Annotated in this window: 23 protein-coding genes and 1 CRISPR repeat array; of the genes, 20 read left to right on the plus strand and 3 right to left on the minus strand. The window is 67.6% G+C overall.

Annotated elements, in window-relative coordinates:
* The first annotated feature begins 219 nt into the window (after nucleotides 1–219).
* A complete protein-coding gene (locus OHS70_RS33845) occupies nucleotides 220–447 on the plus strand; it encodes a DUF6458 family protein (RefSeq protein WP_328406106.1) in 228 nt (75 codons plus the stop codon).
* A gap of 129 nt (nucleotides 448–576) precedes the next feature.
* On the plus strand, nucleotides 577–2439 hold the full coding sequence (locus tag OHS70_RS33850; RefSeq protein WP_328403872.1) for a transketolase: 1863 nt from the start codon (nucleotides 577–579) through the stop codon (nucleotides 2437–2439).
* Nucleotides 2440–2607: 168 nt separating this feature from the next.
* Here OHS70_RS33850 and OHS70_RS33855 read toward each other — a convergent pair whose 3' ends face one another.
* Nucleotides 2608–2778 (minus strand): hydrophobic protein, encoded by a 171-nt coding sequence (locus tag OHS70_RS33855; protein WP_328403874.1) that lies wholly within the window; start codon nucleotides 2776–2778, stop codon nucleotides 2608–2610.
* Nucleotides 2779–2842: 64 nt separating this feature from the next.
* Between OHS70_RS33855 and OHS70_RS33860 the strand changes: the two genes are divergently transcribed.
* Entirely contained in the window at nucleotides 2843–3337 is a 495-nt protein-coding gene (locus tag OHS70_RS33860; RefSeq protein ID WP_328403876.1) for a DUF6328 family protein, read from the plus strand.
* A 117-nt stretch (nucleotides 3338–3454) separates the two neighbouring features.
* Nucleotides 3455–4087, plus strand: coding sequence for an LAETG motif-containing sortase-dependent surface protein (locus OHS70_RS33865; RefSeq protein ID WP_328403878.1), 633 nt, complete (start codon nucleotides 3455–3457; stop codon nucleotides 4085–4087).
* A gap of 77 nt (nucleotides 4088–4164) precedes the next feature.
* Here OHS70_RS33865 and OHS70_RS33870 read toward each other — a convergent pair whose 3' ends face one another.
* Nucleotides 4165–5070: a TauD/TfdA dioxygenase family protein gene (locus tag OHS70_RS33870; RefSeq protein WP_328403880.1), complete on the minus strand. Its 906-nt coding sequence runs from the start codon at nucleotides 5068–5070 to the stop codon at nucleotides 4165–4167.
* A gap of 335 nt (nucleotides 5071–5405) precedes the next feature.
* Here OHS70_RS33870 and OHS70_RS33875 point away from each other — a divergent pair, with 335 nt between their 5' ends.
* Nucleotides 5406–5645, plus strand: coding sequence for a helix-turn-helix transcriptional regulator (locus OHS70_RS33875; protein WP_328403882.1), 240 nt, complete (start codon nucleotides 5406–5408; stop codon nucleotides 5643–5645).
* Nucleotides 5646–5750: 105 nt separating this feature from the next.
* Nucleotides 5751–6722: a recombinase family protein gene (locus OHS70_RS33880; protein WP_328403884.1), complete on the plus strand. Its 972-nt coding sequence runs from the start codon at nucleotides 5751–5753 to the stop codon at nucleotides 6720–6722.
* Here OHS70_RS33880 and OHS70_RS33885 read toward each other — a convergent pair.
* Nucleotides 6719–7684, minus strand: a complete 966-nt coding sequence (locus OHS70_RS33885) for a helix-turn-helix transcriptional regulator (protein WP_328403886.1) — start codon at nucleotides 7682–7684, stop codon at nucleotides 6719–6721. The genes OHS70_RS33880 and OHS70_RS33885 overlap by 4 nt on opposite strands.
* A 1028-nt stretch (nucleotides 7685–8712) precedes the next feature.
* Here OHS70_RS33885 and OHS70_RS33890 point away from each other — a divergent pair.
* The 14 genes from OHS70_RS33890 to casB all read left to right on the plus strand — a co-directional run bounded on the left by OHS70_RS33890 (nucleotide 8713) and on the right by casB (nucleotide 26488).
* Nucleotides 8713–9837: a ParB/RepB/Spo0J family partition protein gene (locus OHS70_RS33890; protein ID WP_328403888.1), complete on the plus strand. Its 1125-nt coding sequence runs from the start codon at nucleotides 8713–8715 to the stop codon at nucleotides 9835–9837.
* 62 nt (nucleotides 9838–9899) lie between these two features.
* Nucleotides 9900–10229, plus strand: coding sequence for a hypothetical protein (locus OHS70_RS33895; RefSeq protein ID WP_328403890.1), 330 nt, complete (start codon nucleotides 9900–9902; stop codon nucleotides 10227–10229).
* An 11-nt stretch (nucleotides 10230–10240) separates the two neighbouring features.
* Nucleotides 10241–11131, plus strand: a complete 891-nt coding sequence (locus OHS70_RS33900) for a class I SAM-dependent methyltransferase (RefSeq protein ID WP_328403892.1) — start codon at nucleotides 10241–10243, stop codon at nucleotides 11129–11131.
* Between the two features lie 299 nt (nucleotides 11132–11430).
* Nucleotides 11431–11616: a hypothetical protein gene (locus OHS70_RS33905; RefSeq protein ID WP_328403895.1), complete on the plus strand. Its 186-nt coding sequence runs from the start codon at nucleotides 11431–11433 to the stop codon at nucleotides 11614–11616.
* 121 nt (nucleotides 11617–11737) lie between these two features.
* Nucleotides 11738–11926, plus strand: coding sequence for a hypothetical protein (locus OHS70_RS33910; RefSeq protein WP_328403897.1), 189 nt, complete (start codon nucleotides 11738–11740; stop codon nucleotides 11924–11926).
* Nucleotides 11927–11937: 11 nt separating this feature from the next.
* Nucleotides 11938–12378 (plus strand): hypothetical protein, encoded by a 441-nt coding sequence (locus OHS70_RS33915; RefSeq protein WP_328403899.1) that lies wholly within the window; start codon nucleotides 11938–11940, stop codon nucleotides 12376–12378.
* 59 nt (nucleotides 12379–12437) lie between these two features.
* On the plus strand, nucleotides 12438–13100 hold the full coding sequence (locus OHS70_RS33920) for a ParB N-terminal domain-containing protein (protein ID WP_328403901.1): 663 nt from the start codon (nucleotides 12438–12440) through the stop codon (nucleotides 13098–13100).
* The gene (locus OHS70_RS33925; RefSeq protein ID WP_328403903.1) at nucleotides 13097–14539 is read left to right on the plus strand and encodes a methyltransferase domain-containing protein; all 1443 of its coding nucleotides are present in this window, start codon (nucleotides 13097–13099) and stop codon (nucleotides 14537–14539) included. Before OHS70_RS33920 ends, OHS70_RS33925 begins: the two co-directional genes overlap by 4 nt.
* A gap of 1251 nt (nucleotides 14540–15790) precedes the next feature.
* Nucleotides 15791–16327, plus strand: coding sequence for a hypothetical protein (locus OHS70_RS33930; RefSeq protein WP_328403905.1), 537 nt, complete (start codon nucleotides 15791–15793; stop codon nucleotides 16325–16327).
* Nucleotides 16327–17865, plus strand: a complete 1539-nt coding sequence (locus tag OHS70_RS33935) for a terminase large subunit domain-containing protein (protein WP_328403907.1) — start codon at nucleotides 16327–16329, stop codon at nucleotides 17863–17865. The genes OHS70_RS33930 and OHS70_RS33935 overlap by 1 nt, the downstream gene beginning before the upstream one ends.
* A gap of 220 nt (nucleotides 17866–18085) precedes the next feature.
* Nucleotides 18086–18349 carry a hypothetical protein gene (locus tag OHS70_RS33940; RefSeq protein WP_328403909.1) on the plus strand — a complete coding sequence of 88 codons (264 nt, stop codon included), beginning with the start codon at nucleotides 18086–18088 and terminating at the stop codon, nucleotides 18347–18349.
* 311 nt (nucleotides 18350–18660) lie between these two features.
* Nucleotides 18661–20948: direct repeats of the CRISPR family, unit length 29 nt; unit sequence GGGACCATCCCCGCGGGTGCGGGGAGCAG.
* A gap of 239 nt (nucleotides 20949–21187) precedes the next feature.
* Complete coding sequence (gene cas3, locus OHS70_RS33945) at nucleotides 21188–24118, plus strand: CRISPR-associated helicase Cas3' (protein WP_443062696.1); 2931 nt, start codon at nucleotides 21188–21190, stop codon at nucleotides 24116–24118.
* Nucleotides 24111–25811: a type I-E CRISPR-associated protein Cse1/CasA gene (gene casA / locus OHS70_RS33950; RefSeq protein ID WP_328403913.1), complete on the plus strand. Its 1701-nt coding sequence runs from the start codon at nucleotides 24111–24113 to the stop codon at nucleotides 25809–25811. The genes cas3 and casA overlap by 8 nt, the downstream gene beginning before the upstream one ends.
* Nucleotides 25808–26488 carry a type I-E CRISPR-associated protein Cse2/CasB gene (casB, locus tag OHS70_RS33955; protein ID WP_328403915.1) on the plus strand — a complete coding sequence of 227 codons (681 nt, stop codon included), beginning with the start codon at nucleotides 25808–25810 and terminating at the stop codon, nucleotides 26486–26488. The genes casA and casB overlap by 4 nt, the downstream gene beginning before the upstream one ends.
* Nucleotide 26489: the final 1 nt, after the last annotated feature.

Genomic DNA, 26489 nt, shown 5'->3' on the forward strand with positions numbered 1-26489 from the left:
AGATGCTAGGACACGCGTCCAAAGGTGCAGCAGGGGAATGGCCTGTGACCTTGCCCTCTCCGGTCCGCACTTGATCCTTTGCACCCGGTGCCCTACCGACGCCCTGTCCCGGCCCGCATGTCCGTACCTGGGGCGGGTACCCGAACCGGACCAGCCGACCGAGAGAAACAAACAAGAGAAACAAACAAGAGAAACAAACGAGAGAAATGGGTGAGTCACATGGGTCTGGGCGGATGCATCATCCTGATCGCCGCCGGGGCGATCCTCACGTTCGCCACCGACTGGGAGGTGGAGGGAGCCAACCTCGATGTCATCGGCATGATTCTGATGGCCGTCGGTCTCATAGGTGTCGCCACCTTCACCAGCATCGCCAAACGGCGGCGCGTCATCGTGCCCCCGTCGACGCCCGTCGTCGATGACCAGCGGAATCAGCACCCCTACACCTGAGCGGCCCCACCGCACCTGACCGGTCCCGCCATGCCGCACGGCACCACCGCGGTTTGGCCGCCGGGTCCGGGGGCACCCGGACAGCGCTCCACCGCCCGAATTCCGGGTGTTTCCCCCAAGGAGCGTGAGATGACATTGCAATCACTGAAGGACGGACAACTGGCGGAACTGGGCCAGCAGTTGCGGGTGGACGCGGTCCGCGCCGCCGACGCCGCAGGCTCCGGGCACCCGACCTCGTCCATGTCCGCCGCGGACATCGCCGCCGTACTCCTCGCGCGCCATCTGCGCTACGACTTCGACCGGCCGGATCTGCCCGGCAACGACCGGCTGATCTTCTCCAAAGGCCATGCCTCACCGCTGCTGTACGCCCTGTACCGGGCGGCGGGGGTCATCGACGACGATGAACTGCTCACTTTCCGTCACCAGGGCAGCCGCCTGGAAGGCCATCCCACCCCGAGGCTGCCCTGGGTCGACGTCGCCACCGGGTCGCTGGGCCAGGGTCTGCCGATCGGCGTGGGCATGGCGCTGGCCGCAAAGAAGCTCGACCGGGTCCCCTGCCGGGTATGGGTGCTCGCGGGCGACAGCGAGATGGCGGAGGGCTCCGTCTGGGAGGCCGTCGAGCACGCCGCGTACGAGCATCTGGAGAATCTGACGCTGATCGTCGATGTCAACCGGCTCGGCCAGCGCGGTCCCACCCGCCTGGGCCACGACCTCGACGCCTACGCCCGCCGGCTGCAGGCTTTCGGCTGGCACACCGTTCAGATCGACGGCCATGACATCGCAGCGATCGACGCCGCGCTCACCGAGGCCGTCTCCGAGATCGGCCGGCCCACCGCGATCCTCGCCCGCACGGAGAAGGGACACGGCGTGGCCGACGTGGCGGACCGCGAAGGCCACCACGGCAAGCCCCTGCCCGACGCGGAGGCGGCGATACAGGAGCTCGGCGGCATCAGGTCGGCCCGGGTGGCGGTCCGCGAGCCGCCCACCGCACGGGTGCTCGGCGCACGGCCCGACGGCCCTCTGACCCTGCCGGTCTTCCGCGTCGGCGACCAGGTCGCCACCCGTACGGCCTACGGGAAGGCGCTCGCCGCGCTCGGCTCCGCACGCACCGATGTCGTGGCACTGGACGCCGAGGTCGGCGATTCGACCCGTACCGAATACTTCGCCAAGAAACATCCCGGCCGCTACTTCCAGTGCTACATCGCCGAACAGCAGCTGGTGGCTGCGTCGGTGGGGCTGCAGGCCAGGGGCTATGTCCCCTTCGCCGCCTCCTTCGCCGCGTTCCTGACCCGTGCCCATGACTTCATCCGTATGGCCGCCGTCAGCCGGGCGGACATCAACCTGGTGGGATCGCACGCGGGTGTCGCCATCGGCGAGGACGGCCCGTCCCAGATGGGCCTCGAAGACCTGGCCATGTTCCGTGCGGTGCCCGGCAGCACCGTGTTCTACCCCTGCGACGCGACCTCCACGGCCGCTATCGTCGCCGCCATGGCCGACCTGCCCGGCGTCAGCTATCTGCGCACCACTCGTGGCGACACGCCCGTCCTCTACTCGGCGGGCGACACCTTCCGGGCCGGCGGCTCGAAGGTGCTCCGCAGCTCCGGGCGCGACCAGGTGTGCGTGGTGGCCGCCGGTGTGACGGTGCACGAGGCGCTGCGCGCGGCCGACCTGCTGGCCGGGGAAGGCATCGCCGTAAGGGTGATCGACCTGTACTCGGTCAAACCCGTGGACGCGCGGACACTTCAGGAGGCGGCCGACGACACCGGATGCCTGATGACGGTCGAGGACCACCGCGTCGAGGGCGGAGTGGGCGACGCCGTGGCGGAGGCGTTCGCCGACGGCCGCCCGATGCCGAGGCTGGTACGCCTCGGCGTACGTATCACCCCGGCGTCGGCGACGCCCGCCGAGCAGCTCCACCTGGCCGGTATCGACGCCGAGTCGATCGCAGCGGCGCTGAGGCTGCTGGTCGGGGAGGCGATGGTCAGCCGATGACCACTGACCGGGTGCGAGGCGAGCGCACTGTGGAGTTGAACGCACAGCGGGTGGAGTTGAACGCACAGCGGGTGGAGTTGAACGCACAGCGGCGGCCGGCGGGCCCAGAGCCCGCCGGCCGCCGCTGTGCGGAGCGGCCGACCACTGGGTCGGCAGCCGGCGGTATTGCTACCACCGGTACCAGCGGGACCGTCCGCCCGCGGCTGTCGTGCTCCGCATCAGGAACCCGAGGAGCCAGATCGCCAGCACGATCAGGGCGATCCACCACAGGGCCTTCAAGGCGAACCCGGCGCCGAACAGGACGACAGCCAGGAGGAGAACAAGCAGGATAGGAACCATGATTTGCACCTCCACACTGCGGCTGCCCGGGATTCGCCGCAGCACGCACTGACGGGAGGAACACATGATGGATGGCGACAAGCGCCCCGACCGTGGACGCGACGAGACGGAAGAGGAGCGGGCGGACCGCCGGTGGGGCGATCTCCTCCAGGAACTGCGCGTCGCGCAGACCGGTGTGCAGATCCTGTTCGGATTCCTGCTCACCGTGGTCTTCCAGCCGCGCTTCGTGGAACTGTCCGACACCGACCGGACGATCTACACCGTCACGGTGATGCTCGGCGCGGCGACCACCGGTGCGCTCATCGGCCCGGTGTCGTTCCACCGGCTGCTCACGGGGCGGCGGCTCAAGCCCCAGACCGTCGACTGGGCCTCGCGGCTGACCCAGTTGGGACTGATCCTCCTGCTGTGCACCATGGCCTCGGCACTGCTGCTGATCCTGCGCGTGGCCATCGCCGATACGACCGCTACATGGCTGGTCGTCGGCATGGTCGTGTGGTTCGTCCTGTGCTGGTTCCTGCTGCCGGCCTGGGTTCGCATCACCCATTCCGACCGCGAATGACGCGATTGAGCCAACTGCTGCATTACGAGTCGTGGGGCGGATGTTGACCCGTGGTGCGTCGGCGGTAGGGTGCGCGCACCGCCCGTCGGGTGGTGCGCGAATTCGTGGAGGAAAGCAGTGACTCAAGTCAAAAGATCGTGGCGGCGTTCGGGGGCCCTCATAGCCGCCGCGACCGTCGGTGCGCTCGGCGTCGGCCTGTCGGCCGCTCCGGCCCTGGCGCACACCCCCGTGTGGAACGTGACCTGCGATGAGGTCAACGTGGAGCTGAAGGCGTACGGTCGCAACACCGAGAACACCGTGACCATCACGGTCGACGGCAAGGACCTGCTGCCCACCGAGACGTTCGGGAACGACTTCAGCAAGACGCTGGAACTTCCCGAGCACGACAAGGAACTGTCCGTCCGCCTCATCGTGAAGGCCGAGGACGGCGACCGTTTCTCGCGTGACGAGACCAAGACGGCCCCGGTGTGCGAGGAGGAGACGCCGACTCCGTCCGCCACTCCGACCCCGTCGGACACGCCCACCACCGCCACTCCGACCCCGTCGGACACGCCCACCACGGCGACGCCGAGCACGAGCACCCCCGCCCCCGCGACGCCGTCGGCGGAGCCGAGCCCCGACGAGCCGGACCTGGCCGAGACCGGCTCCTCCAGCGCCACGCCGCTGATCGCCGGTGCTGCCGCGGTCGTCATCGTGGCCGGTGGCGGCATCATGTGGGCCGCGCGCAAGCGCCGCAGCGCCCAGGGCTGACAACCAGCGCTGACGCAACGCAGTAATGAGTGGGGCGGGCGGGACGCCGAGAGGTGTCCCGCCCGCCCCACGCCGTGTCAGGCCGCGGCCGGCGTGTAGTGCGCCGCCTCGTCGCCCTCGAGAACTTGGCTCGTCTCCCCGTCGACACCCACCGGCACATCACCCGCGACGGTCACCCGGTGCAGCAGCCGCGGCAGGTCGCCGTAGTCGTCCGGCGCGTAGTGCTGCGTGATGCGGTTGTCGAACAGCACCAGGTCACCCGGCGCCCACGTCCAGCGCACCACATTCTCCGGACGGGTCACATACGACTGCAGGATGCGCAGGAGGTCACGGGACTCCGACGGAGAGAGCCCCACCAGCGACTGGGCGAAGCCGCCGATGTACAGACCCCTCTCACCCGATTCGGGGTGCACCCGCACCACCGGGTGCTCGGTGCGGTACCTCGTGGACACGAACCGCCGACGGTGCTCGGCCGCCTTCTCGGACTTCGGCTCCGCGTAGTCGTAGGCGTTGGTGTGCACGGCCCGCAACCGGTCTGCCAGTTCACGCAGCGCGTCCGGCAGATCCCGGTAGGCGGCCGCGGAGTTGGCGATCAGTGTGTTCCCGCCGTATGGCGGGACGACAAGGCTGCGCAGCGTGGACGCCTTGGGCGGGGTCCTGACGAACGTGACGTCCGTGTGCCACTGATTGGCACGGATGCCCTCGTCACCGTCGACGGGCAGGATGTGCGGCTGGCCGTCCACCGAAGGAACCGTGGGATGCGCCGTCGTCAGCTCGCCGAAGAGCGAGGCGAAGCGGATCTGCGCGGCGTCGTCGAGCTGCTGGCCGCGGAAGAAGAGCGCCTTGTGCTCGAGCAGAGCCGCGTTGATCTCCGAGACGATGGCCGGGTCGAGGTCGGTGGAGATGTCGACGCCGAGGACCTCCGCGCCGATACGGCCGCCGACGCGGCGGATGTCGAAACCGGTATCAGATTTTTGAACCACTCTTGACCTGCAGCTTTCCAGGGATTGCACTGAAAAGCGGACAACTCGGCGCCCTTGGGAGTCAGTGAGCACCTCTCGGTGCGTCCATGTGCTCCCGTGGGAGCACGGCTGCGGAGCGGCCGCGATGCTCGGTTGCGCCGTGAGTGCAGAACAGACTGACCGTCGGCGTGACGAGTTCTCGAGTGGATCCCGTGGCGGCGGTGACAGGCAGCGTTTCGGCGAGGGTTGTGGAGCTCGGCGGCGTTCTGTGTAGATCTTGGCAGATCATGTCGTAACTCTGGAGAGTTGTCGTATCCTGATAGTCGAGTTGGCGCGGGGGAGAACGCGGCGATGAGATGACGGATACGACCGAGAAGCCCAAGGGTCCGAACATGACCCTGGACGAGCTACTTGCACTGCCGCCGACCGTGAACGTAGTGACGGCGGCTCGGGCGCTGGGTATCAGCGGGCACAAGGCATACGCCTTGATCAAGAACGGCAAGTTCCCTGTGGGGGTGCTGCCCCTTGGCCGCACGGTAAGAGTGCCAACAGCGGCACTCTTGGCAGTCCTCGGGGTGACGCTGCCGCAGCGGTGAGGTGCCCTACCGGCAAATCTGAGTTGGGTTCGACCCGAAGCCAGTGTTGTGACCTATGATTCGGCTGCCGCTGGGGGAGGCACGAGAGAGAAGGGACGGGACCGCATGCCACGGCTCTACGGCTTCGATGACCCCTCGCGGCGTCGGCTCCGCGACGGCGAGGTTGGAGCGATCCGGCAGGCGGTTAGCCGCGCGCTCGTCGCGGGTGAGTCCAACGCTGAAATTGCGCAGTGGATGAACGGCGAAGGCTACAGGGGCACGCTAGGGTCCAGCTGGACCAGCATGACGGTGGGGCGCCTGTTTAAGAATCCGGCCATAGCGGGCCTCATGCGTGATGACTCTGGACGTCTCGTCGCTGCTGGCCATCCTTCGATCATCACCGTCGAGGAGTTCAGCGCCCTGCAGGAGCGGGACAAGAAGCGCAAGACGGCAGACCGGGTTCCCGCGTATGCGTACTTCTTGTCGGCTGGTCTGGCCAGGTGCGGGAACTGCGGTCAGGAACTGACGGGTGCCCGGAATAACACGGGAACCGCCGGATATCGCTGCCGTCCTTCAGAGAAGGACGGTCGCGGGGGGTGTGGCACGGTACGTATCCAGGCCGAGCTGCTGGAGACCTACGTCGCTGAGTACGTCCTGGCCGAGTTGCTGAAGCCGGAGGTCGGCGAACGGATTGTGCAGGCCATTGATGCGGCCAATGGCCAAGTGGCCAAGCTGAAGAACGACATCAACGTGATGGAAGCGCGGCGAGCGGACCTTGCTGGTCCGTATGCCCGGGGAGAGATCCGCAGGGACGCGTTCGTGGCTGCAGACCAAGAGATCAGCATGCAGGTGAAGGCTCTGCGCGATCGGCTGCGGTATGCGGAGCAGCTGACCTCTGTTTCGTTCGGCGGTGTTCACGACCTCGTGAAGTGGTGGGACACGGCTCCCGCCGCGTCCAAGCGCGCCCTCGTGATGATCTTCTTGGAGAAGCTCGAGGTGTTCGCTGCCAGCAGCCGCGGTGTGCGCACCATTGAGCCTGGCAGGGTCAAGCTGCACTGGCGTTCCGGGGGTTCGGGCCCGGGAGCTTCCAGTAGCTAGCCTCTTTGCGCCCACCAGTAGATGAGCTGCGGCAACGTCTCTAGGTTGAGCCTGGCGCGAAGGTCGGAGAGGTGATTCTGCACTGTCCGCTTGCTGACCCCCATGCGCGTGGCTATCTGGGCCTGGTCCAGCCCGGCGCAGAGTTCCGTCAGGATCGCTTCCTGCTGTTCCGTGACGAGGCTGTCCGCCTGATTGCCGACGAGTAGCGGCCTTGCCCGGGCCCAGTACTCGTCGAAGAGGCCAGCCACAAATCCGCACATGGCCGGGTCGCGGTAGTACCAGGCGCCGGAGTGGGTGCCGCGATAGTCGACGTAGTCGTTGGTGAAGGCGTGGGAACGGTCATAAATGATCATGCGCATGAAGGAGGTGGAGAGCGTGCGCACCTCAACGCCCTTGGCTCCCATCTTCTCTGCCCAGTCCAGCACGGCCGGGTTCGTACGCTCGCTCGCGTAGTAGATGGTGCGCATTTTGATCCCGCGTTCCACCGACTCCATGTCGCGGCGGATGGAGCGGGCCAGAGTCTCGGGACTGCGGGGGTTGGGATGCGCGGTGAGGATCTCCTTCTCGACACGGTCCGCTGCGACGGCGATAGCAGCGTGCACCTGCTCAACGCTCGGCAGGAAGACGGCTGGCATACCCTCGTACGTGTGCCGATTGGAACGGTGCAGCTCCGTGGCCAAGTCTTCGAGCAGTGAGGGGATTTGGGAGCTGTAGGCGACGGCCTCGTTCAGACGTTCCTCCGCGCTGCGGCGAAGGTTGTGCTCCACTTTGGATAGCTCGGCAGCAACGTAGGTGTCACGTTTGTGCGGTTCGGCTACGACAACGCCCATGCCGAGCAGCTCAATCAAGCCGGGCTCGTCAGGTGAGACCAGTCCGCCGTGGAGGATCTCGCGGTAGACGTGTCTCGCCTCGGCCGACAGTGCCAGTGGTACCGCAGCGCCGGTTTCGACCCTTTCAGTCACTCTCGTTCTTCCTCTTGTGGAAGTGCGTTCAAACGCAACGGGACAATCCTTGATCTTGAGTTGATGATCAGTCAGCGTAGCTATCGGCATTCCAGGAGTCGCACAGCCACGCGAATGTGTGACCGTCGTCGCAGGTTGTGGTTGGCGGAGGCGGGCCAGGATGTGCGGCTCTGTCCTCGCACGCCGGGAAGAGTGCCTGTTATCGAACCTCGCGGCCCGGGCAGTCGTCAGATCAGCGCATGCCCGCAGCCGCTGTCATGGAAGGACGGCCTCAATGGTCAAGGCAAATTGGCTGCGCTCGACGGTAGTTGCCCTGCTCCTCGCTTCCGCTGTCCCGCTCGGCGCGTTCGTTTCGTCAGACGCCAGTCGGCCGGCCTCAGTCCGCGCTGACAGCACGTGGGAGGTGGTGCCTGTGGTCGAACCACCTGTCTCGTCGGCGAGCGCGCCGGCACTCCCGGGCGATTCGACCTGGGGCTAGCACCTACCGCTCGGCCTGCTTGACTCTTCACCAGAGCCAAAGGCTGCGGGTGTCGGTGATGCCCGCAGTCTGCATCTGGCTATCGGACGGCTGCGGGTCGCGTGATCGGTTGTGTGCCGGACATTTGTAGAGCTAGAGGTGTGCCGCAGAATCGAATGTGTGGGGATCTAACCCTGCGACGGGTGGGAGAACGGGGAGGCTCGCGGTGGGCATTGATCCGGATCGGGTGCTGGTCCGGCTGGACGAGGAAGCGGCGCGTGGGGAGTTGGGCCTGGATCCGGTTGTCGCGCGAAGGGTGCTGGGCGTGCTGGCGATAGTCGACCCGAGCAAGGTTGGCGCACTTGAGGAGCCTGAACAAGGCGGGGGAGTTCGCCCCTGCGGCGCGAACAGGCCCGGTGCGTGATGGAGCGGACTTCCAGGTGGGAGGTCCGCTCCAGGCGTTTGACCAGGAAAAACTTCGAGAAAGATCTGGACACCTCTCCGAATGCATATAGAATTAAAGCATAAAGAGGGGGAGAGGCCCCACTCGACAGACCTCTTGGAGGCCGACGTGCAGCACAAGTACGCCACGCTGAAGATGACCCAGATTCACCGTAATGAGGGCCAGCCGCGCGAGCACTTCAACGAGGCAGAGCTGACAGAGCTGGCCGAGTCCCTCAAGGAGTACGGCCTGCTGCAGCCGATCGTTGTCCGCAAGAAGGAGGGCGCGAGCGGTTACGAGCTGGTCGCCGGCGAGCGCCGCTACCGGGCCAACAAGATGGCGGGCAACATCACCATCGAGGCGAAGATCCTCCTGCCGGAGACCGACGAGACGATCACCGACCTCGACTCTTTCAAGCGTGCCATGACCGAGAACATCACCCGCGCCGACATGACGCCTCTTGAGGAGGCCCGCGGCTTCAAGAAGGTCCTCGACCAGGAGGACGGTGCCACCGCCCAGAGCGTGGCCAAGAACTTCAAGAAGAGCGTCCAGTACGTCAACCAGCGGCTGGCGCTGCTGGACCTGCGGCCCGAGCTCGCACAGGCCGTCAACGACGGACACATCGGCACCTCGGCGGCTGTGCAGGTCGCAGCCCTGAACAAGGACAGCCAGAAGAACCTCTTCGACAAGTGGAAGAAGGGCGACTTCAACGGCAGCGACAACGCGCTGATCCACGTGGCCTACGCGATGCGCAAGCAGGAGAAGGCGCAGCAGGAGTCCATGGTGGAGGTCGAGGAGGTCAGCGACGAGGAGAAGGCCACACAGAGCAAGGCCCGCGCCAAGACGCGCACCGACCTCGACCGGATCGAGGAGATCTGCGGCCTGCTCGTCGAGATCGGCAAGATGGACGGTGCGGAGCTCTTCCGCCACCTGGAGGGCGAGGTGGGTGCCCGCTTGGAGCAGATGGAACGCGTCTCCGAAGCGGTGCAGAAGGCTCGCTGGGCCCTGCGCCAGGCCAAGGCACACGCCGACGCCTCCGAGCTCGTCGTCAGCCCCACTGCCCAGGCCCCCGACCTCGCCGAGGCGGCCCGCGCGCACGAGGCGAATGTCAACGGTCCGGAGGACAGCGAGCAGGCCGACGATGAGGCAGCGCCGAACGCCGTAGCCGAGCAGGCGCACCTCGACACGGAGCATGCCGACTCCGAGACGGACAGCGATGCGCCGGACCGCGAGCCCGCACTCGCTTCCGCCTGACCACCCCCGCAGGGCGGGCGGCCGAACTTCGGCCGCCCGCCCTCCTCTTGAGGAGACCCACCGTGATCAACGACTTCCACTCGATGCGCAACATCAACCGCTGCCTGTTCGACACCCCCCTCGACGCGAACGCCCTTGGGGAGTACGACTCCGACGCGGCGCGCGAGATCCGTGAAGCCGCCAAGCAGCTCACGCACGCCCGTAGCCACGACGACGCGACCGCAAGGCAGGCCGCCGACAACCACGCTCGGCACGCGGCCGCGCACTTGCTCCATGGGGCCGGCGCCTCGGTGAGCGTCCGCTTCGCACTGATGCTGACCGCCCGCATGGTCGAACTCGAAGCCGACGCCCTCCTGGCAGGCGAGAACGACAACCTGCCCCGCACGGCCTGAAGGGGACGGAGATGCAGATAGACCCCGAGGCCCTCGCCGTCATCCGGTCCGCCGAAACGAACGGCCAGGCACTGACCATCCACGCGAAGCTGGACCGCAATCTGTACGAGCGGGTGAACCTGGCCCTTGGCGCTGTCGGCGGCGAATGGAACCGGTACGAGGGCGCGCACCTGTTCCCGATCGACGCAGCCGACGCCATCGCCGGCATGCTCGCCACAGGCCAGGTCACCACCGACGCAGAGAGCGGCTACTTCCCCACCCCGCCAGCTGTGGTGGCACGCATCCTCGACACCGCCGAGCTGACAGCGGGCATGCTGGTGCTGGAACCCTCAGCCGGCCGAGGCGCCATCGCGGGCCCGGCGACCGCCCGCAGGGCCGTCGTCGACTGTGTAGAGATCGACCCCGACCGCGCCGCATACCTCCGCTCCAGCGGCTTGGCCCGCAACGTCACCACCGGGGATTTCCTCCGCCAGCCAGTCGTCAGGAAGTACGAACGAGCACTGCTCAACCCTCCCTTCGCCAACCAGCAGGACATCCGGCACATCACGCGCGCCGAACGTTTCGTCAAGCCGGGCGGCATGGTCGTCGCGGTCATGTCCGCAGGGATCATCTTCCGTACAGACAAGACGAGTGCGGACTTCCGCGCACGCGTCCGGGAGGCCCGCGGCACCATCGAAGAGCTGCCGGATGACGCCTTCAAGGAGTCGGGAACCAGTGTGCGAACAGCCCTCGTGTGCACACCAGTTCGCGAGTTCACGCAGCCCGCGCCAGCCCAACCGCGTGATTGGGCCCGTGCGCGACCGGAGCAGTTCAGCGCAAGACCCACGGCCACCCAGACCGGTCTCTTCGCTGCGCAGGCCACCGACGTCTGCGGGACATTGCCACTCGAAGGACTCGGCTGAGCGCCCTCAACGGGACGCTGTGGATGGCAGCCCAAGGCCCAAAAGATAGATCCCAACTCTGAAGAGTGATACGGTCGCGGTGTTGGTCGGGAACGGACTCAGCCGAGGCACCGGCCCGCCAGCAACGCCGTGGCATGCGGCATCCCCTCGGTGCCCGACGGGTGGCAAATCCCCCGCGCCCTACCCGTCGGGCACCGGTCCCGCACCAGACGCGAGACCACAGGACGCCGCAAGACCTCACGACCACGACCGAGCCCGCCCCCGCTCCAGGGGGCGGGCTCCCGTGCACAAGGAGCCAAATGGACGCGGTGGATTTCAAGGGACACCCCGAAGACCGGGAGCTGTACCTACGGCTCCTTCAGGAACGCGACGGCCCACTGCCCGAGCACCTGAAGCCCAAGCCGGACCGCGAAGCGATCAACGAACGCATCGCCATCTTCGAGCAAGCCCTATGCCGACCACGCCCAAGGAGACGCGCAGCATGAACCCGGACCAGCCCGATCAGCAGACCAGCCGCCGCACCCCGCCCGTACCGGGCGCCGAATGGTGCCGAGCCTGTGACTCCTGGTGCCTCCCCTCAGGAATCTGCGGCTGCAACAACCGGTGATGGTCCTGCTTCGCCTCGCCACCTACGCGGTGGCCGCCCTCCTCGTGGCGGCCACCGCCGCTGCCGTATGGGCCCTCACCACCCTCGGCAGCGGCTGGCCCCTCCTCTACGCCAGCCTCGTCCTGCACACCCCGGCCTTCGCCGTAGCAGGGATCACTCACTTTCAGCAGCGCAGGAGAAACCGTTGACCGCCCTACCGGTGACCCCGGAGCAGATACGCAACCTCATCCACCGCGCCGAGCGCACCCCCCTCACGGCCGACGAAGCCGCTCGCCTGCGCGCCGGATTCGACCAGCTCATGAAGCAGACCCAGTCCGCCAGCGAGGCCGAGCCGGAAGCCGGGCAGGCCGCACAGGGCAAGGCGTCATGGCTCACCTCGACACACCGACACGACATCGGCGCCCGCATCGAAACCCTCGACGCCACCACGCCCGACGGCCGATACCTGACTCTCATCACCGGTGCCGGCCCGGACCTGCAGGCCGAAGACACCACTGAGGCCGACCACCGGCGAGCCCGCGCAGAGGCATACCGAGCATCGCTGGAGCACGTGCTGGATGAGACCAGCCCCGAAGCGCCGCTGTCTCTGGCTGGTCCGCGCAGCCTCCGCGCTATTCGGCCAACTCCGGCCGACAGTTGATCGTCTACTGTTGATCGGTGTAGGGCGCGGGGAACGGCCTACACAGAGGGAACCGCCACGTGACCGCGACGCCCGCCAACATCCCCGAGGACCTCCAGCCGCTCGTCGTCCCCACCCAGGACCTCAAGCCGTATCACCGCAACCCACGCAACGGCGACGTTCCTGCCATCGCCAAATCCCTGACCGTCAACGGCCAGTACAAAGCGATCGTCGTCAACCGAGGCACCCACACCGGACGCCCCAACGAAATCCTGGCCGGTAACCACACCTACGCGGCCGCCGTCGACCTCGGCTGGGAACACATCGCCGCGACGTGGGTCGACGTAGACGACGAGGCCGCAGCCCGCATCGTCATCGTCGACAACCGCACATCCGACCTCGCCGGATACGACACCGTGCTCCTGGCCGAGATCCTTGCCGAACTGCCCGACCTCAACGGCACCGGCTACGACCAGGACGCCCTCGCCGAACTCCTCGACGACACCAGCTTGCCCGAGCCCATCGCCCTGCCCAGCGACGGCGCCGGCACCGGAGCCGCAGCCACCGTCGACTACCTCCAGTGGGGCTACCTTCAGTGGTCGACCACCCGCGTCCGGATCACCTCCGAAGAGGTCGAAACCCTCAACTCCCGCTACGGCAAGTTCGTCGACGACACCAACAGCGACCTCGGCTTCGGCTGGCACCTCCTCCAGCAGGCCCACGAGGAGACCGAAGCCTCATGAGCGCACCGACCACGACGTTCCACGAGGCGTACCCACTCGACGAGCTGCGTGCCGCCGACTACAACCCGCGCCGCCTCAGCCAGGACGCCTTCGTACGCCTCCAGACATCACTACGCCGCCACGGCATCGTCAAGCCCGTCATCCTCAACGCCGACGGCACGCTCGTCGCAGGCCACCAGAGAACCAAGGGCCTCAAGGCCATCGGTATCACCCACACCCCCGCAGTCATGCTTGGCACCAAGGTCCGCCTCCAGGACGAGATCCAGTTCAACCTCCTGCACAACCGCGTCGAAACCGAAGCGTCAGTCGTCTACGCCGAGCCTGGCGAACTCGGCACCTGGTCATGGATCCCCTGGCAGACCATCCGCGTCGCCGACCGCAAGAACCTGTCCTTCGTCAACGCCATCGGCCACATGACCGCCGGCCACGGCCCCTGGGGCAGCGTCGTCATCGACGACCAGGGCCGCATCGTCCTCAACGCCGAATACGCTGTCGTTGCCGTAGCCTCCCGCTTCGACCTCCTCGCCTGGACAGTCCCATCCTCGGAAGCCGCGCAGCTGCACGCCGACCTCACTGGCGAGTACGGCGTCTACGACTGGTCCGCCATCGAGGACAAGGCCCCCGTATGGAATCAGCACATCGTCCAGCCCAAGCGTCTGCGGCAGTTCTCCTCCAAGGCCAAGCAGGGGAAGCTCTCGTACGGGTCTGAGACCTGGGACCAGCTCGTCGTGCCCTGGCTCAAGCCCACGCAGCGCGTTGTCGACTTCGGCGCGGGCTACGGCGACTATGCCAAGCACCTGCGAGCCAAGGGCTTCAACGTCCACGACTACGAGCCCTACCGGTGCACCCCCGGCTCGTACGCTGTCGACATCAAGGCCGTCGTCGGCATGATCCGCGACATCGACAAGGACCTGCGCGCCAACGGCCTCTACGAAGTCGTCGTCCTCGACTCCGTCATCAACGCCACCACCAGCCTCGACTACCAGCACTGGGTCCTCACCACCGTCAACGCCCTGTGCGCTGCCGACGGACTTGTCTGCCTCGGCACCCGTAACCTCGCGCGCGAACTCCGGGACGAGCAGGCCCAGCGCGTCACCTCCCAGGCCGCAACGACCCGGATGTCCTTTCTCGACGACGACAATGTCGAGATGAACTTCGTCAAGGGAAAGTGGCAGAAGCTCCGCTTCCACACCCCCGACACGCTCGAAGCCCTCCTTCGCCGGTACTTCGGAGACGTAAAGGTCAGTGACCCCAGCGGATCCAATCTCAAGGCGGTGTGCCGCGACCCGCTCCCCCTGCCGGAAGCCGACTATCAGAAGGCATTCGAAGAGGAATTCAACATGCCCTATCCGAATGACTTCCGTCACGGGCGACACCTGGAATTGGTGGGAAATTTGATAAAATTGGTATTGGAAAGAAATGAGGCCCGAATGGGCTGAAATGGAAAGAGGCGCGTGGATGGCAGAGCAAATACAAGTACGCATAGCGACGCGAAGTAGCTACCGCATCATGTGGCTCGCCGGGATACGCGACGTCGCCCTCGACCAGCATTGCCTCCGTGCTTTCGGGCAACCCGACCGCCCGCGGATTGACCCTGCGCGCCGCAACCAGACGGTGTGCCTCCCCGCGACGAACCCGCCGCTCGCCTGGTACTTGTGTGCGCTGCCAATCCCCTGGAACTGGGCTGCCAACGCGCACCTCGCTTTCGAGCCCGCCGCCGGCGAACACTGGGAAGGCCCGGCACTCGTGCCAGGCCTTCTCGTCAGTCTCCACAACGCTCGCCCCATCACCGGCTGGGGCGAGCACTCCATCCCCGAAGGCGAGCCGCTACGCCGCTCCTGGCGGTACCGAACCTGCCGCAACTACCAGTTCGCTTGGTGGCTGCGTCAGAACCGCAATGCACCGGATGCGCCGCCTGAGTGCGTACCGCCTCGTAGGCCGGGCGAAGGGGATCAGTTGTCCTTTCTGTGAGGTGGGGCTTGGCTGACGCCTGACCCCACCAATGGGCTACTCGCTATCCCTGGTTGATTCGCCACCTTGAACAGGCGAAGGCGTTGTCGCATCGATCGTCTTCTGATCAGCGGAACGACGCTGGCCCGGAATTTCGACGGAGGGAGGTGTGGGAGTGGTCGATCGACTCCGCACCTTCTCCACGAGCGGGCGGCATGCTTCAACAAAGGCGGACAGTTGATGCACAAGTCCCTGAAGTACAAACAGGAGGACAGAAACGACACCACCCCATGCCAGTACCCAGAGGACGGCTTGAGAGTCCACTTGCCCGGTCCCTTCTATGGGTGGCCGAGCTGAGCGAGCACGTAGCAGGTCTCAGATCGACCACCACATGACGTTGAGTCTACGGTGATCAACTGAGGCCCTGCCGACGCAGGCCGCGTATTCGATTAGCGCCTTGACGCCGGATGGCGCCCTAGCGGGACGTCGGGCCCGCAATCCCCCGATTACGCCACCAAGTGCTCTATGGGCGGGCCCACACTGCGACTCCATAGTCGCGGGTCCCTGAAACCCCCAACTGCTTGGTAGCGGAAGGTGCTTGGCTAAGTCACCTTCAAGTACCGGCAGGCTAGTACGGCAAGCATTGTGATCACAAGCTCCGTGCGACGACGGACCTCTTGGTCTGATGCGATCATGGATGAGGGCGCGGGGGCGCACCCGAGCTGTGGAGGACCCCCGCCGTGGGACGCCCCGACAAAGCCAAGCGTGCGGCGATCGCACGCCGCCGCTCGGACGCCATCGACCTGCGCCTCGCCGGCGTGGACTGGCTCACCATCGCGCGCAAGCTGGCTGCCGACCCTGCGGTCAACTCCGATGGCGTCGCATACCCGCAGGGCTACGGCATCGAGCGGTACCAGAAAGGCCAGGAGCCGCCCACCGATGAGGCGTTAATCCATGCTGCATGTCGCGACGTACGCAAGGCGCTCGATGAGCGGCGCACCGAGCTCAACGCCGACGTCGACGAACTGCGACAGCTGGAGGCCGACCGCCTCGACAGGCTGTTTTTCGTCGCGTACAAGAAGGCCGTCCGCGACCAGGACCTCACCGCGATCGACCGCACGTTGCGCATCATGGAGCGCCGGGCACGACTCCTCGGCCTCGACATGCCCGCCAAGACAGAGGTGTCCGGGCCGGACGGCGGTCCTGTCCAGGTCGAGAATTCCACTGCCGACGAGCTCAACGCTCTGATCGCGCTCACCGCCCCGGACGCGCCCTAATGGCGGCTCGCGATCGTACCGAGCTCCTGGCCCGGTACCGGACCCTGCCGGCCGCTCAACGCCGTGCCATCGCAGCGGAGGCGTCACCCGAGCTACGCGTGCAGCTCGTCCGCGCCGAGAAGCAGATAGCCATGGACCGGTCGCCCGGCGCGCTCGCCGCGGTACTGACCGGAGGTCGCGAATTGCAGGCTCCGCACCTCGATCTGATTGACCAGGCATTCATCGACATGGCCGAGGGCCGCGCCGATCGCGTGATGCTCACCATGCCCCCGCGGCACGGCAAGAGCCGCCGAGCCAGCCGCTGGGCCCCGCTGTGGTACCTGCGCCGCAATCCCGGCCACCGCATGATGATCGCCTCGTACTCCTCCGACCTGGCCGATGACCACGGCAGGTGGATCAGGGACGCCATTTACACCTGGGGCGACGACCTCGGCGTCCACCTCAAGACCGGATCATCCGCCGCCAACCGCTTCGACATCGCAGGAGGCGAAGGCGGACTCCTCGCCGCTGGCATCGGCGGCGGCCTCACCGGACGCGGCGCTCACATTGCCATCGTCGACGACCCGGTCAAGGACATGGCAGACGCCGACTCCTCGACCATGCGCAAACGCGCCTGGGACTGGTGGACCTCCGTTCTTCAGACCCGCCTCGAACCCGTCGGCGCGATCTGCCTCATTCAGACCCGCTGGCACGAAGACGACCTCGCCGGACGCATCCTCGCCACCGAACGTGACGCCTGGCGCGTCATCGACCTGCCCGCCCTCGCCGACAACCCCGAAGACCCCCTCGGCCGCGCCCTCGGCGAACCGCTCTGGCCCGCCCGCTTCAACAAGGCCCACCATGCCAAGACCCGCAGGCGCGTCGGCGAACGCGTATGGGGAGCCCTCTACATGCAGAAGCCGCGACCGCCAGAGGGAGGCGTATGGCAGCGCGCATGGATCGACAACGCCCGCATCAACGCCGTCCAGTTCGCCGGCCTCGACATGGCCCGCATCGTCGTCTCCGTCGACCCTGCTGGCGGAGAGTCCACCGTAGGCGACGAAACCGGCATCATCGGCGCCGCCCGCGACTTCGACCGCAACTTGTACCTCCTCGCCGACCGCTCCGGCTCCATGGGCGCCAACGACTGGGGCCTCACCGCCTGCCGCCTTGCCCTGGAGTTGAAGGCAGACGCGATCGTGGTCGAGAAGAACTACGGCGGAGACATGACACGCCAGGTCATCACCCAAGCCTGGGAACAGCTTCGCCGTGAAGGCGTCACCAGCGGCCTCCTCATGCCCATGGTGCTGGAGGTAACCGCCAAGGTCGGAAAGCGGCTGCGCGCTGCACCTGTAGCCCAGCTCTACGAGCAGCAGCTCGTCCACCACGTCGGCGACTACTCCCAGCTTGAGGACCAGATGGTCACCTGGGTCGAAGGAATGGACAGCCCAGACCGCATGGACGCCGCTGTACACGGCCTGACCGAGCTCGCGGATCCTGATCAGCTGGAGACACTCCCCGCTGGCACTCACGACGAACGGTTCGACGGCAGGCGCTGACAGCGACACCCCGCCGCCCGCGGGCAGTTGTGGATATCACTATCCCTGTGCTCGGTGAAACGGCTGGATGAAGAAACAGCCCATCCGCAGTGCTGTTAGCCTCCCGGTCATGCGGACTTGGGGGAGATCGCCGCTCGCACTGTGTGCGGCCGCACTGCTCGCTACAGGACTGGGGGCCTGCACGGAGCCAGCGCCGACGCCGACGTTCGAGGAGAAGCGCGTGGCGCACTTCGATCGCCTCAAGGAGGTAGGGCAGTTGGCGCGCCGTGAGGCACTGGTCGTTCAGCGCGAGAAGATCTCGTACGGCGTGCCTCGCTCATCGTCCACGCCCACCAAGGGCGAGTGCGAGACGCGGTGGGCGGACCTGGGGGAGAAGGAACAGACTCCCGGTGACCGGGACACCTTCATCAGCATCTGCTCGAGCTTTCCCACTCCTGGGAACCCAGGCTACGCGGATGCGGTAGCGGAGGCGACTGCGTCGTAACGGCGTCGGTACCTTCATGCGAGTGAGTGGACGCAGATCAACTCCCGGTTGGTGTCAGCGCACGTTGAGGGCCATCCCCGCATGCGCGGAGAGCAGGAGCACTGCTCGCTCACCAAGGACCGAAGGCGAGGCCATCCCCGCCTGATCGGGGAGCAGTGCCCGTCGAGCAGACCCGGGCGTCCCGGGCCAGGACCATCCCCGCGGCTACGGGGAGCAGGCCAGCGACGGCGCGACGGCGCTGGTGTGGGAGGGACCATCCCCGCGGGGGGCGGGGAGCAGAAGCAGATCAACGAACTCGTGCTGCGCACGCTGGGACCATCCCCGCGGGTGCGGGGAGCAGAGCGTGAACTCCGGCAGGCTGCCGTTCGTGGTGGGACCATCCCCGCGGGTGCGGGGAGCAGGTTCAGCTCCTCGAGCCCGGCCACTCCTTCGAGGGACCATCCCCGCGGGTGCGGGGAGCAGACAGTGATCTCCTGCGCCGACGTCGCGAAGTTGGGACCATCCCCGCGGGTGCGGGGAGCAGGTGGGGATGGTGAGGGTGCCGGCGAACTGATCGGGACCATCCCCGCGGGTGCGGGGAGCAGGCGGCGGCCTGGTGAAGGCCGGCATCGTCGAAGAGGACTATCCCCGCGGGTGCGGGGAGCAGAAGCACGGGCCGGAGGGGGCGGCCGCCATCTGGGGACCATCCCCGCGGGTGCGGGGAGCAGGCAGGAACTCGTCCGCGACAGCGGTCCAGTCCGGGACCATCCCCGCGGGTGCGGGGAGCAGCCTCGTGCGCGCGTGCGCATAATGCGCGCGAGGGGACCATCCCCGCGGGTGCGGGGAGCAGGGCGTCGTAGGCGGTCACGCCGCCCTCCTCTCGGGACCATCCCCGCGGGTGCGGGGAGCAGGCCCCCGTGCACGGCAGACTGCCGTCATGGGGGGGACCATCCCCGCGGGTGCGGGGAGCAGTCGTCCTGGCGGACGATCTCGGCCAGGAGGAGGGGACCATCCCCGCGGGTGCGGGGAGCAGAACGTGCCGGAGCTGATGGCCGCCTACCGCACGGGACCATCCCCGCGGGTGCGGGGAGCAGATGGCGAAGTGGTCGCCGGTGGTCGGGCGCCGGGGACCATCCCCGCGGGTGCGGGGAGCAGTCGTCCTGGCGGACGATCTCGGCCAGGAGGAGGGGACCATCCCCGCGGGTGCGGGGAGCAGAACGTGCCGGAGCTGATGGCCGCCTACCGCACGGGACCATCCCCGCGGGTGCGGGGAGCAGATGGCGAAGTGGTCGCCGGTGGTCGGGCGCCGGGGACCATCCCCGCGGGTGCGGGGAGCAGAGATGCGCCCATCTACGGCGAGTTGTGAACGAGGGACCATCCCCGCGGGTGCGGGGAGCAGAAGCCGGGCAGCATGTTCGAGTAGCGGTTGTCGGGACCATCCCCGCGGGTGCGGGGAGCAGGCCGTGGTCGTCACCACGAAGGACTCCTTGTAGGGACCATCCCCGCGGGTGCGGGGAGCAGAGAGGCTGTTGCGATGGATGTTCCATCTTCAATGGACCATCCCCGCGGGTGCGGGGAGCAGGATTCCTCCGTCACCGCGGGCTAAGCCTCCGGGTGGACCATCCCCGCGGGTGCGGGGAGCAGATGGAAGACGACACCGAGGCGTACGGGCTGAAGGGACCATCCCCGCGGGTGCGGGGAGCAGGCAGCCTCCAATCCGGCAAAGAACGTCAGCGCGGGACCATCCCCGCGGGTGCGGGGAGCAGCAGCCCAGTCCCGCCTTCTGGCGGATCAGGGCGGGACCATCCCCGCGGGTGCGGGGAGCAGCTCAAGGAAGTACCGGACCCGGAGGGGCGCGCGGGACCATCCCCGCGGGTGCGGGGAGCAGTGGACGGTTCGACTCGGCGTCACCGACGTGCGGGGACCATCCCCGCGGGTGCGGGGAGCAGTGCTCCGGAGTGATCAGCGGCGACGGGCGTCCGGGACCATCCCCGCGGGTGCGGGGAGCAGCGGCAGTTGATGGCCCGGCCACCGTCGATCGCGGGACCATCCCCGCGGGTGCGGGGAGCAGGTACGGCTTGCCGTGCTGGTTCACGAGCTCCCGGGACCATCCCCGCGGGTGCGGGGAGCAGTGAATCCCGGACCGGGTCTTACGGCGCCGGCTGGGACCATCCCCGCGGGTGCGGGGAGCAGGCTAGCCCATTGACAAGGTGGGCTAGCCCAGGGGGACCATCCCCGCGGGTGCGGGGAGCAGCTCAACGGGCCCGGGTCGCTGTCGGGGAAACTGGGACCATCCCCGCGGGTGCGGGGAGCAGTACCCGGGGCACGGCAAGCAGCAGGCCATCGCGGGACCATCCCCGCGGGTGCGGGGAGCAGGAACTCGGCGGCCAGGCGCTTCCGTCGCAGCAGGGACCATCCCCGCGGGTGCGGGGAGCAGTCCCAGGGGCGGATGCCGAGCAGGTGGGCGGCGGGACCATCCCCGCGGGTGCGGGGAGCAGGCCAATCGCACGCGGCCGCCGATGACGGTGCCGGGACCATCCCCGCGGGTGCGGGGAGCAGTCAGGGGGTCCTTTCGGTCCGGGGCTCGGGGAGGGACCATCCCCGCGGGTGCGGGGAGCAGGCTGCGCGACCTGCAGGTTCATCGCGGAGGCGTGCGGGTTTCGCATAGTTTCGTTGATTCCGGCAAATCGCCCATAGGTTCCTCGGAGTTCTGCTGTCACTGTCGAGGCTGGCAGCGCGAAGCGGACACTATACGGCCACAGCCGCATGCTGACCGAGATCTGTCTCAAGAACAGGTACAGATTGCTCGCTTTTCTCATATACGCATCCAGAGCTGGGCTTTGCGTGTATTCATCTGGCATGACGGGTGAGGGGGAGCCCCGATCAGGGCTCGGATACAGGCTTGGCGGACCAGTGTTGACGGTGTGGGCCAAGCACGACAGGCAGTCTGACGGGTGGCTGCCCCTGTGGCGGCACATGGAGGACAGCGCCGCCGTGGCAGGCCTGTTGTGGGACTCGTGGCTGCCAGCGAGTGTACGGAAGCTGATCGCCGATGCCTTGCCGAGCGGTGTGCAGGACGCCCGGCTGCTTGCGGTGTGGCTGGCGGCGGTGCATGACATCGGGAAGGCGACGCCGGCGTTCGCCTGTCAGGTCGACCCGCTTGCCGATCGGATGCGTGAGCAGGGACTTCAGATGCGTTCGGCGCGTGCCATGGGGCCGGATCGCAGGATCGCTCCGCACGGACTGGCCGGTCAGGTGCTGTTGGGGGAGTGGCTCGAGGAGCGTCATGGCTGGACGGTGAAACAGACAGGGCAGTTCACCGTCGTCGTGGGTGGCCATCACGGCGTGCCTCCGGAGCACGGGCAGATCGTGGACGTGCACAAGCATGAGCACCTGCTGCGCACCCCTGGACAGAGCCGTGCTGTGTGGCGCCGGGTGCAGGAGGAGTTACTCGAGGCGTGCGCCGATGTATACGGCGTGCGGGATCGGCTCGGGGCATGGCGAACGGTCAAACTGCCCCAGCCGGTACAGGTGTTGCTCAGCGCACTTGTGATCGTCGCCGACTGGATAGCCAGCAACCCGGACCTCTTTCCGTACTTCCCGCAAGACGAGGCCCGTAGCGGTGAGAAACGCGTCGCCGCGGCGTGGCGCGGGCTGGACCTCCCGGTGCCCTGGTCGCCCAGTGAGCCGGATGGCGACGCTGATGAGCTGTTCGCCTCCCGCTTCGATCTGCCGCCGGGTGCCAAGGTGCGGCCGGTGCAGGAGGCGGCCGTGGAGTTGGCCCGGGCGATGGCCGAGCCGGGGCTGATGGTGGTCGAGGCGCCGATGGGAGAGGGCAAGACGGAGGCCGCCCTCGCTGTGGCCGAGATTTTCGCCGCCCGCTCGGGGGCCGGCGGCGTGTTCTTCGCGCTGCCCACCATGGCTACTGGCAACGCGATGTTCCCCCGCTTGCTCGACTGGCTCGAGCGGCTGCCTTCACCGCCTGGTGCCCGGCACTCGGTTCTGCTCGCGCACTCCAAGGCTGCTCTCAATGAGGATTTCGCCGATCTGATGCGCGAGGGCAGCCAGCGGATCGCCGCTGTCGATACGGACTCGCCGCCTGAGCCGGCGTGGCGGCCCTCGCACCAGGTGCGTTCGGCCCCCGCCGAGCTCGTCGCGCACGCGTGGCTGCGCGGGCGCAAGAAGGCCATGCTGTCCTCGTTCGTCGCTGGAACGGTCGATCAGCTCCTGTTCGCCGGGCTCAAGAGCCGTCACCTGGCACTGCGTCATCTCGCCGTCGCCGGCAAGGTCGTCATCATCGATGAGGCACACGCCTACGACACGTACATGAGCGCCTACCTGGATCGGGTGCTGGCGTGGCTGGGTGCCTACCGGGTGCCGGTGGTGGTGCTGTCTGCGACTCTGCCGGCGGCCAGGCGACGCGAGCTCGTCGAGGTGTACGCGGGCGCCGGCACCGCATCCGGTGCTTCGGCGTTCGAAGCGGTGGCCCAGGCTGACGGCTATCCGCTGCTGACCGCGGTGACGCACGGAGGGGCACCTCTCATGAGGCACCCCTCGGCGTCGGCCCGCGGGACGGACGTCGTACTCGAACAGATGGACGACGACCTGGACGCCCTGGTCGAACGGCTGGCCGATGAACTCGACGCCGGGGGGTGCGCGCTGGTCGTCCGTAACACCGTCAAGCGGGTCCTGGAGACCGCCAAGGTGCTGCGAACACGGTTCGGCGATGAGCAGGTGACCGTCGCTCACTCGTGCTTCGTCGATGTGGACCGGGCAGCCAAGGACGCCAGTCTTCTCGAGTGTTTCGGCCCGCCCGGTAAGGCCACGCACCGACCTGGCGGCCCGCGCATCGTGGTCGCCAGCCAGGTTGCCGAGCAGTCCCTCGACGTGGACTTCGATCTGCTCGTCACCGACCTGTGCCCGGTCGACCTGCTGCTGCAGCGGATGGGAAGGCTTCACCGCCATCAGCGAGGTCCCGATCAGATTGACCGTCCCCAAAAGCTGCGCAGCGCCCGCTGCCTGGTCACCGGGGTCGACTGGCAGGCCGACGTGCCGGCACCGGTACGGGGATCGGTAGCGGTGTACGGCGCTTACGCGCTGCTGCGTTCCGCGGCCGGGCTGCTGCCCCACCTCGACGGCCCGCGGCGTCCGGTGCGGCTGCCGCAGGACATCAGTCCGCTCGTGCAGAACGCCTACGCGGACGAAGAAGCGGCCGGACCTGCGAGCTGGGCCGAAGCAATGGCCGGGGCACGTGAGGGATACGAACGACACCGCGCCGACCAGGCCGAGCGCGCTTCCGTCTTCCGGCTGGATGCCGTCGGCAGACCGGGCAGGCCGCTGTTCGGGTGGGTCGCGGCGGGAGTGGGCGACGCGGACGATACCCGGGCCGGGCGCGCCCAAGTCCGGGACAGCAGGGAGAGCTTGGAAGTCGTCGTCGTGCAGCGCCGCAACGACGGGGCACTGGCCACGCTGCCGTGGCTCGCCGACGACCACCACGGAAACGAGCTCGGGGGCCTGGAGCTGTCCCAGGACCAGGTTCCGTCCTTCCGGGCTGCACGAGCCGCGGCCAGTTGCGGACTGCGCCTGCCGATTCAGTTCTCCTACCCCGAAGTCATGGACCGAGCGATCGGCGAACTCGAGGAACTCTACGTACCTGCCTGGCAGGTGAAGGACAGCCACTGGCTCGCCGGCCAGCTGATTCTCGCGCTCGACGAGGACTGTCAGACCCAACTGGCAGGGTTCCAACTCAACTACAGCCCCACCGACGGTCTTGAGGTGACCCGTGCCTGATCCGAGCGAAGTGACAGCAGACGGCGACGGCGTGCTGTCGTTCGACCTCACCACTCGGCCGTGGATTCCGGTGCTCAGGCTCGACGGCACGCAGGACGATCTCTCGCTGCGGGACGTCTTCGGACAGGCAGGCCATCTGCGCCGCGTCGTCGGAGACCTGCCCACCCAAGAATTCGCGCTCATGCGGCTGCTGCTGGCCCTGACCTACGATGCCCTCGACGGACCTCAGGACATCGACCAATGGGCGGACCTGTGGGCGGACGAGGAGTGTTTCGCCCCCGTGGCGGCCTACCTCAACAAGCACAGGGGCCTGTTCGACCTGCTCGACGCGCATGCACCGTTCTTCCAGGTCGCCGGATTACACACGGCGAAGAACGAAGTGTTCTCGCTCAACCGGATCGTCGCCGACGTCCCCAACGGAGAGCCGTTCTTCAGCTCGAGAATGCCCACCGTCGACCGGCTCACCTTCGCTGAGGCTGCCCGCTGGGTCGTCCACGCCCACGCCTACGACACCTCCGGCATCAAGACGGGCGTGGACGGCGACGATCGTGTCAAGGGTGGCAAGGTGTACCCGCTCGGCGTCGGCTGGGCCGGCAACCTCGGCGGAGTGTTCGTTGAGGTGCGCACCCTGCGTGAGACGCTGCTGCTCAACCTTGTCGCCGGCGACACCAGCGGCCTGCGGTTCGACCGCGACGACCGTCCGGCCTGGCGTCGCGAGGCATGCGGCCCCGGCGCTGCGCCGCAGCGGCAGCCCATGGGCCCACGCGACCTGTACACCTGGCAGACCCGCCGCTTGCGGCTCCACTTCGATGCAGAGGGCGTGCACGGTGTCGTCCTCGGCTACGGCGACCCCCTCACCGCACGCAATAAGCACACCGTCGAGCCGATGACCGCCTGGCGTCGCAGCAAGGCACAAGAGAAGAAGCACGGCGAGGCACTGGCCTACCTGCCGCGTGAGCACGATCCGGCGCGCTCCGCGTGGCGGGGGATCGCCTCTCTGATCGCCGACCGGAGCGAAGCTTCGCAGGGCTCGGACGCCGCCGAGTATCTGCGGCCCGGAGTCCTCGAGTGGATCGCCCGCTTGGTGACCGAAGGGGAGCTGGAGCGGGGCTTCCTCATCCGGGCCAGGGTGATCGGCCCGCAGTACGGCACCCAGCAATCCGTGATCGACGAGGTCGTCGACGACCAGGTGGCCATGGCCGTGGTCCTGCTCCACCAGCAAAACCGCGAATTCGCCCAGCAGGCCATCGATGCCGTCAACGACGCCGACCACGCCGTGCATGCCCTCGGTGACCTCGCCACAGATCTGGCCCGCGCGACAGGCAGCGAGACCGAAGGGCCCCGCGCGAGTGCACGCGACCTCGGGTTCGCGGCCCTCGACACCCCCTACCGCACCTGGCTGGCACACCTGGCCGACGCCGACGACCCGTACGAGCAGCGCACCGCATGGCAGCGCCAGGTGCACGGCATTGTGAGCAGGCTCGGTGACCGGCTGATCGCCGACGCCGGTGATGCCGCATGGCAGGGCCGGACCGTGGAGGCAAAGAGCGGCACCCTGTGGCTCAACTCCGCCCTCGCAGACCGATGGTTCCGATCCCGCCTCGGCAGATGCCTGGGCCACCCCTTCCCCACCGATCAGCCGGCCGCAGATGCCGCACCGGAATCCGCAACCTCTACGAAGGCGCACGCATGACAACCGTCACCGCACCTCCGTCCGACCGCGTCGCACAGATCACCCGCGAACAGATCTCTCACCTGCAGAGGGGATACCTGGGCGACCAGCCGAGGGCGGTGGCAGCCCTGGCCCGACTCCGCCGCGGAGCGGGCCGGGAGGCCGGCCAACTCCCTGACTTGTGGGACCTCGTCAGTACCGCACCTTTGCACCAACCGCTTGACGGAGCACCGCCGCTGGGCGAGAGCGATCTGATCCGCGCAGAGGACGCCGTGCATGTCGCCCTCACCCTGTGGGCCCTGCACCAGCAGTCCCGCCCCACGGGCATGCACCAGGGCGACAGCCGCCAGAGACCGCGGGGGCTGGGGGCAGCAGTACGGCAGATGATGCCCGGCAGCGAAATCGACGAAGCGTTGCGCAAGCGCCTGGTGCGGGCCGGTACCGCACCGGACCTCACCACCCTCGCCCAGCGCCTGCGGGACATCGTCGTGCTGCTGCGCCGCGAGGACATCCCACTCGACTACGCCCTGCTTGCCGGCCAGCTCTACACATGGCAACGGCCCGGCGGCCCGGACACCGTACGCCGGGCATGGGGCCGCTCGTTCCACGCCTGGCGCGACCCTCAGGAGCCCGGGACGGACCAGCAGACACCCTCCGACGACTCATCCGCCAACAGCGACACCGCAGCCACCGCATAAG

The sequence above is a fragment of the Streptomyces sp. NBC_00390 genome (genome assembly GCF_036057275.1).
Taxonomy (GTDB): domain Bacteria; phylum Actinomycetota; class Actinomycetes; order Streptomycetales; family Streptomycetaceae; genus Streptomyces.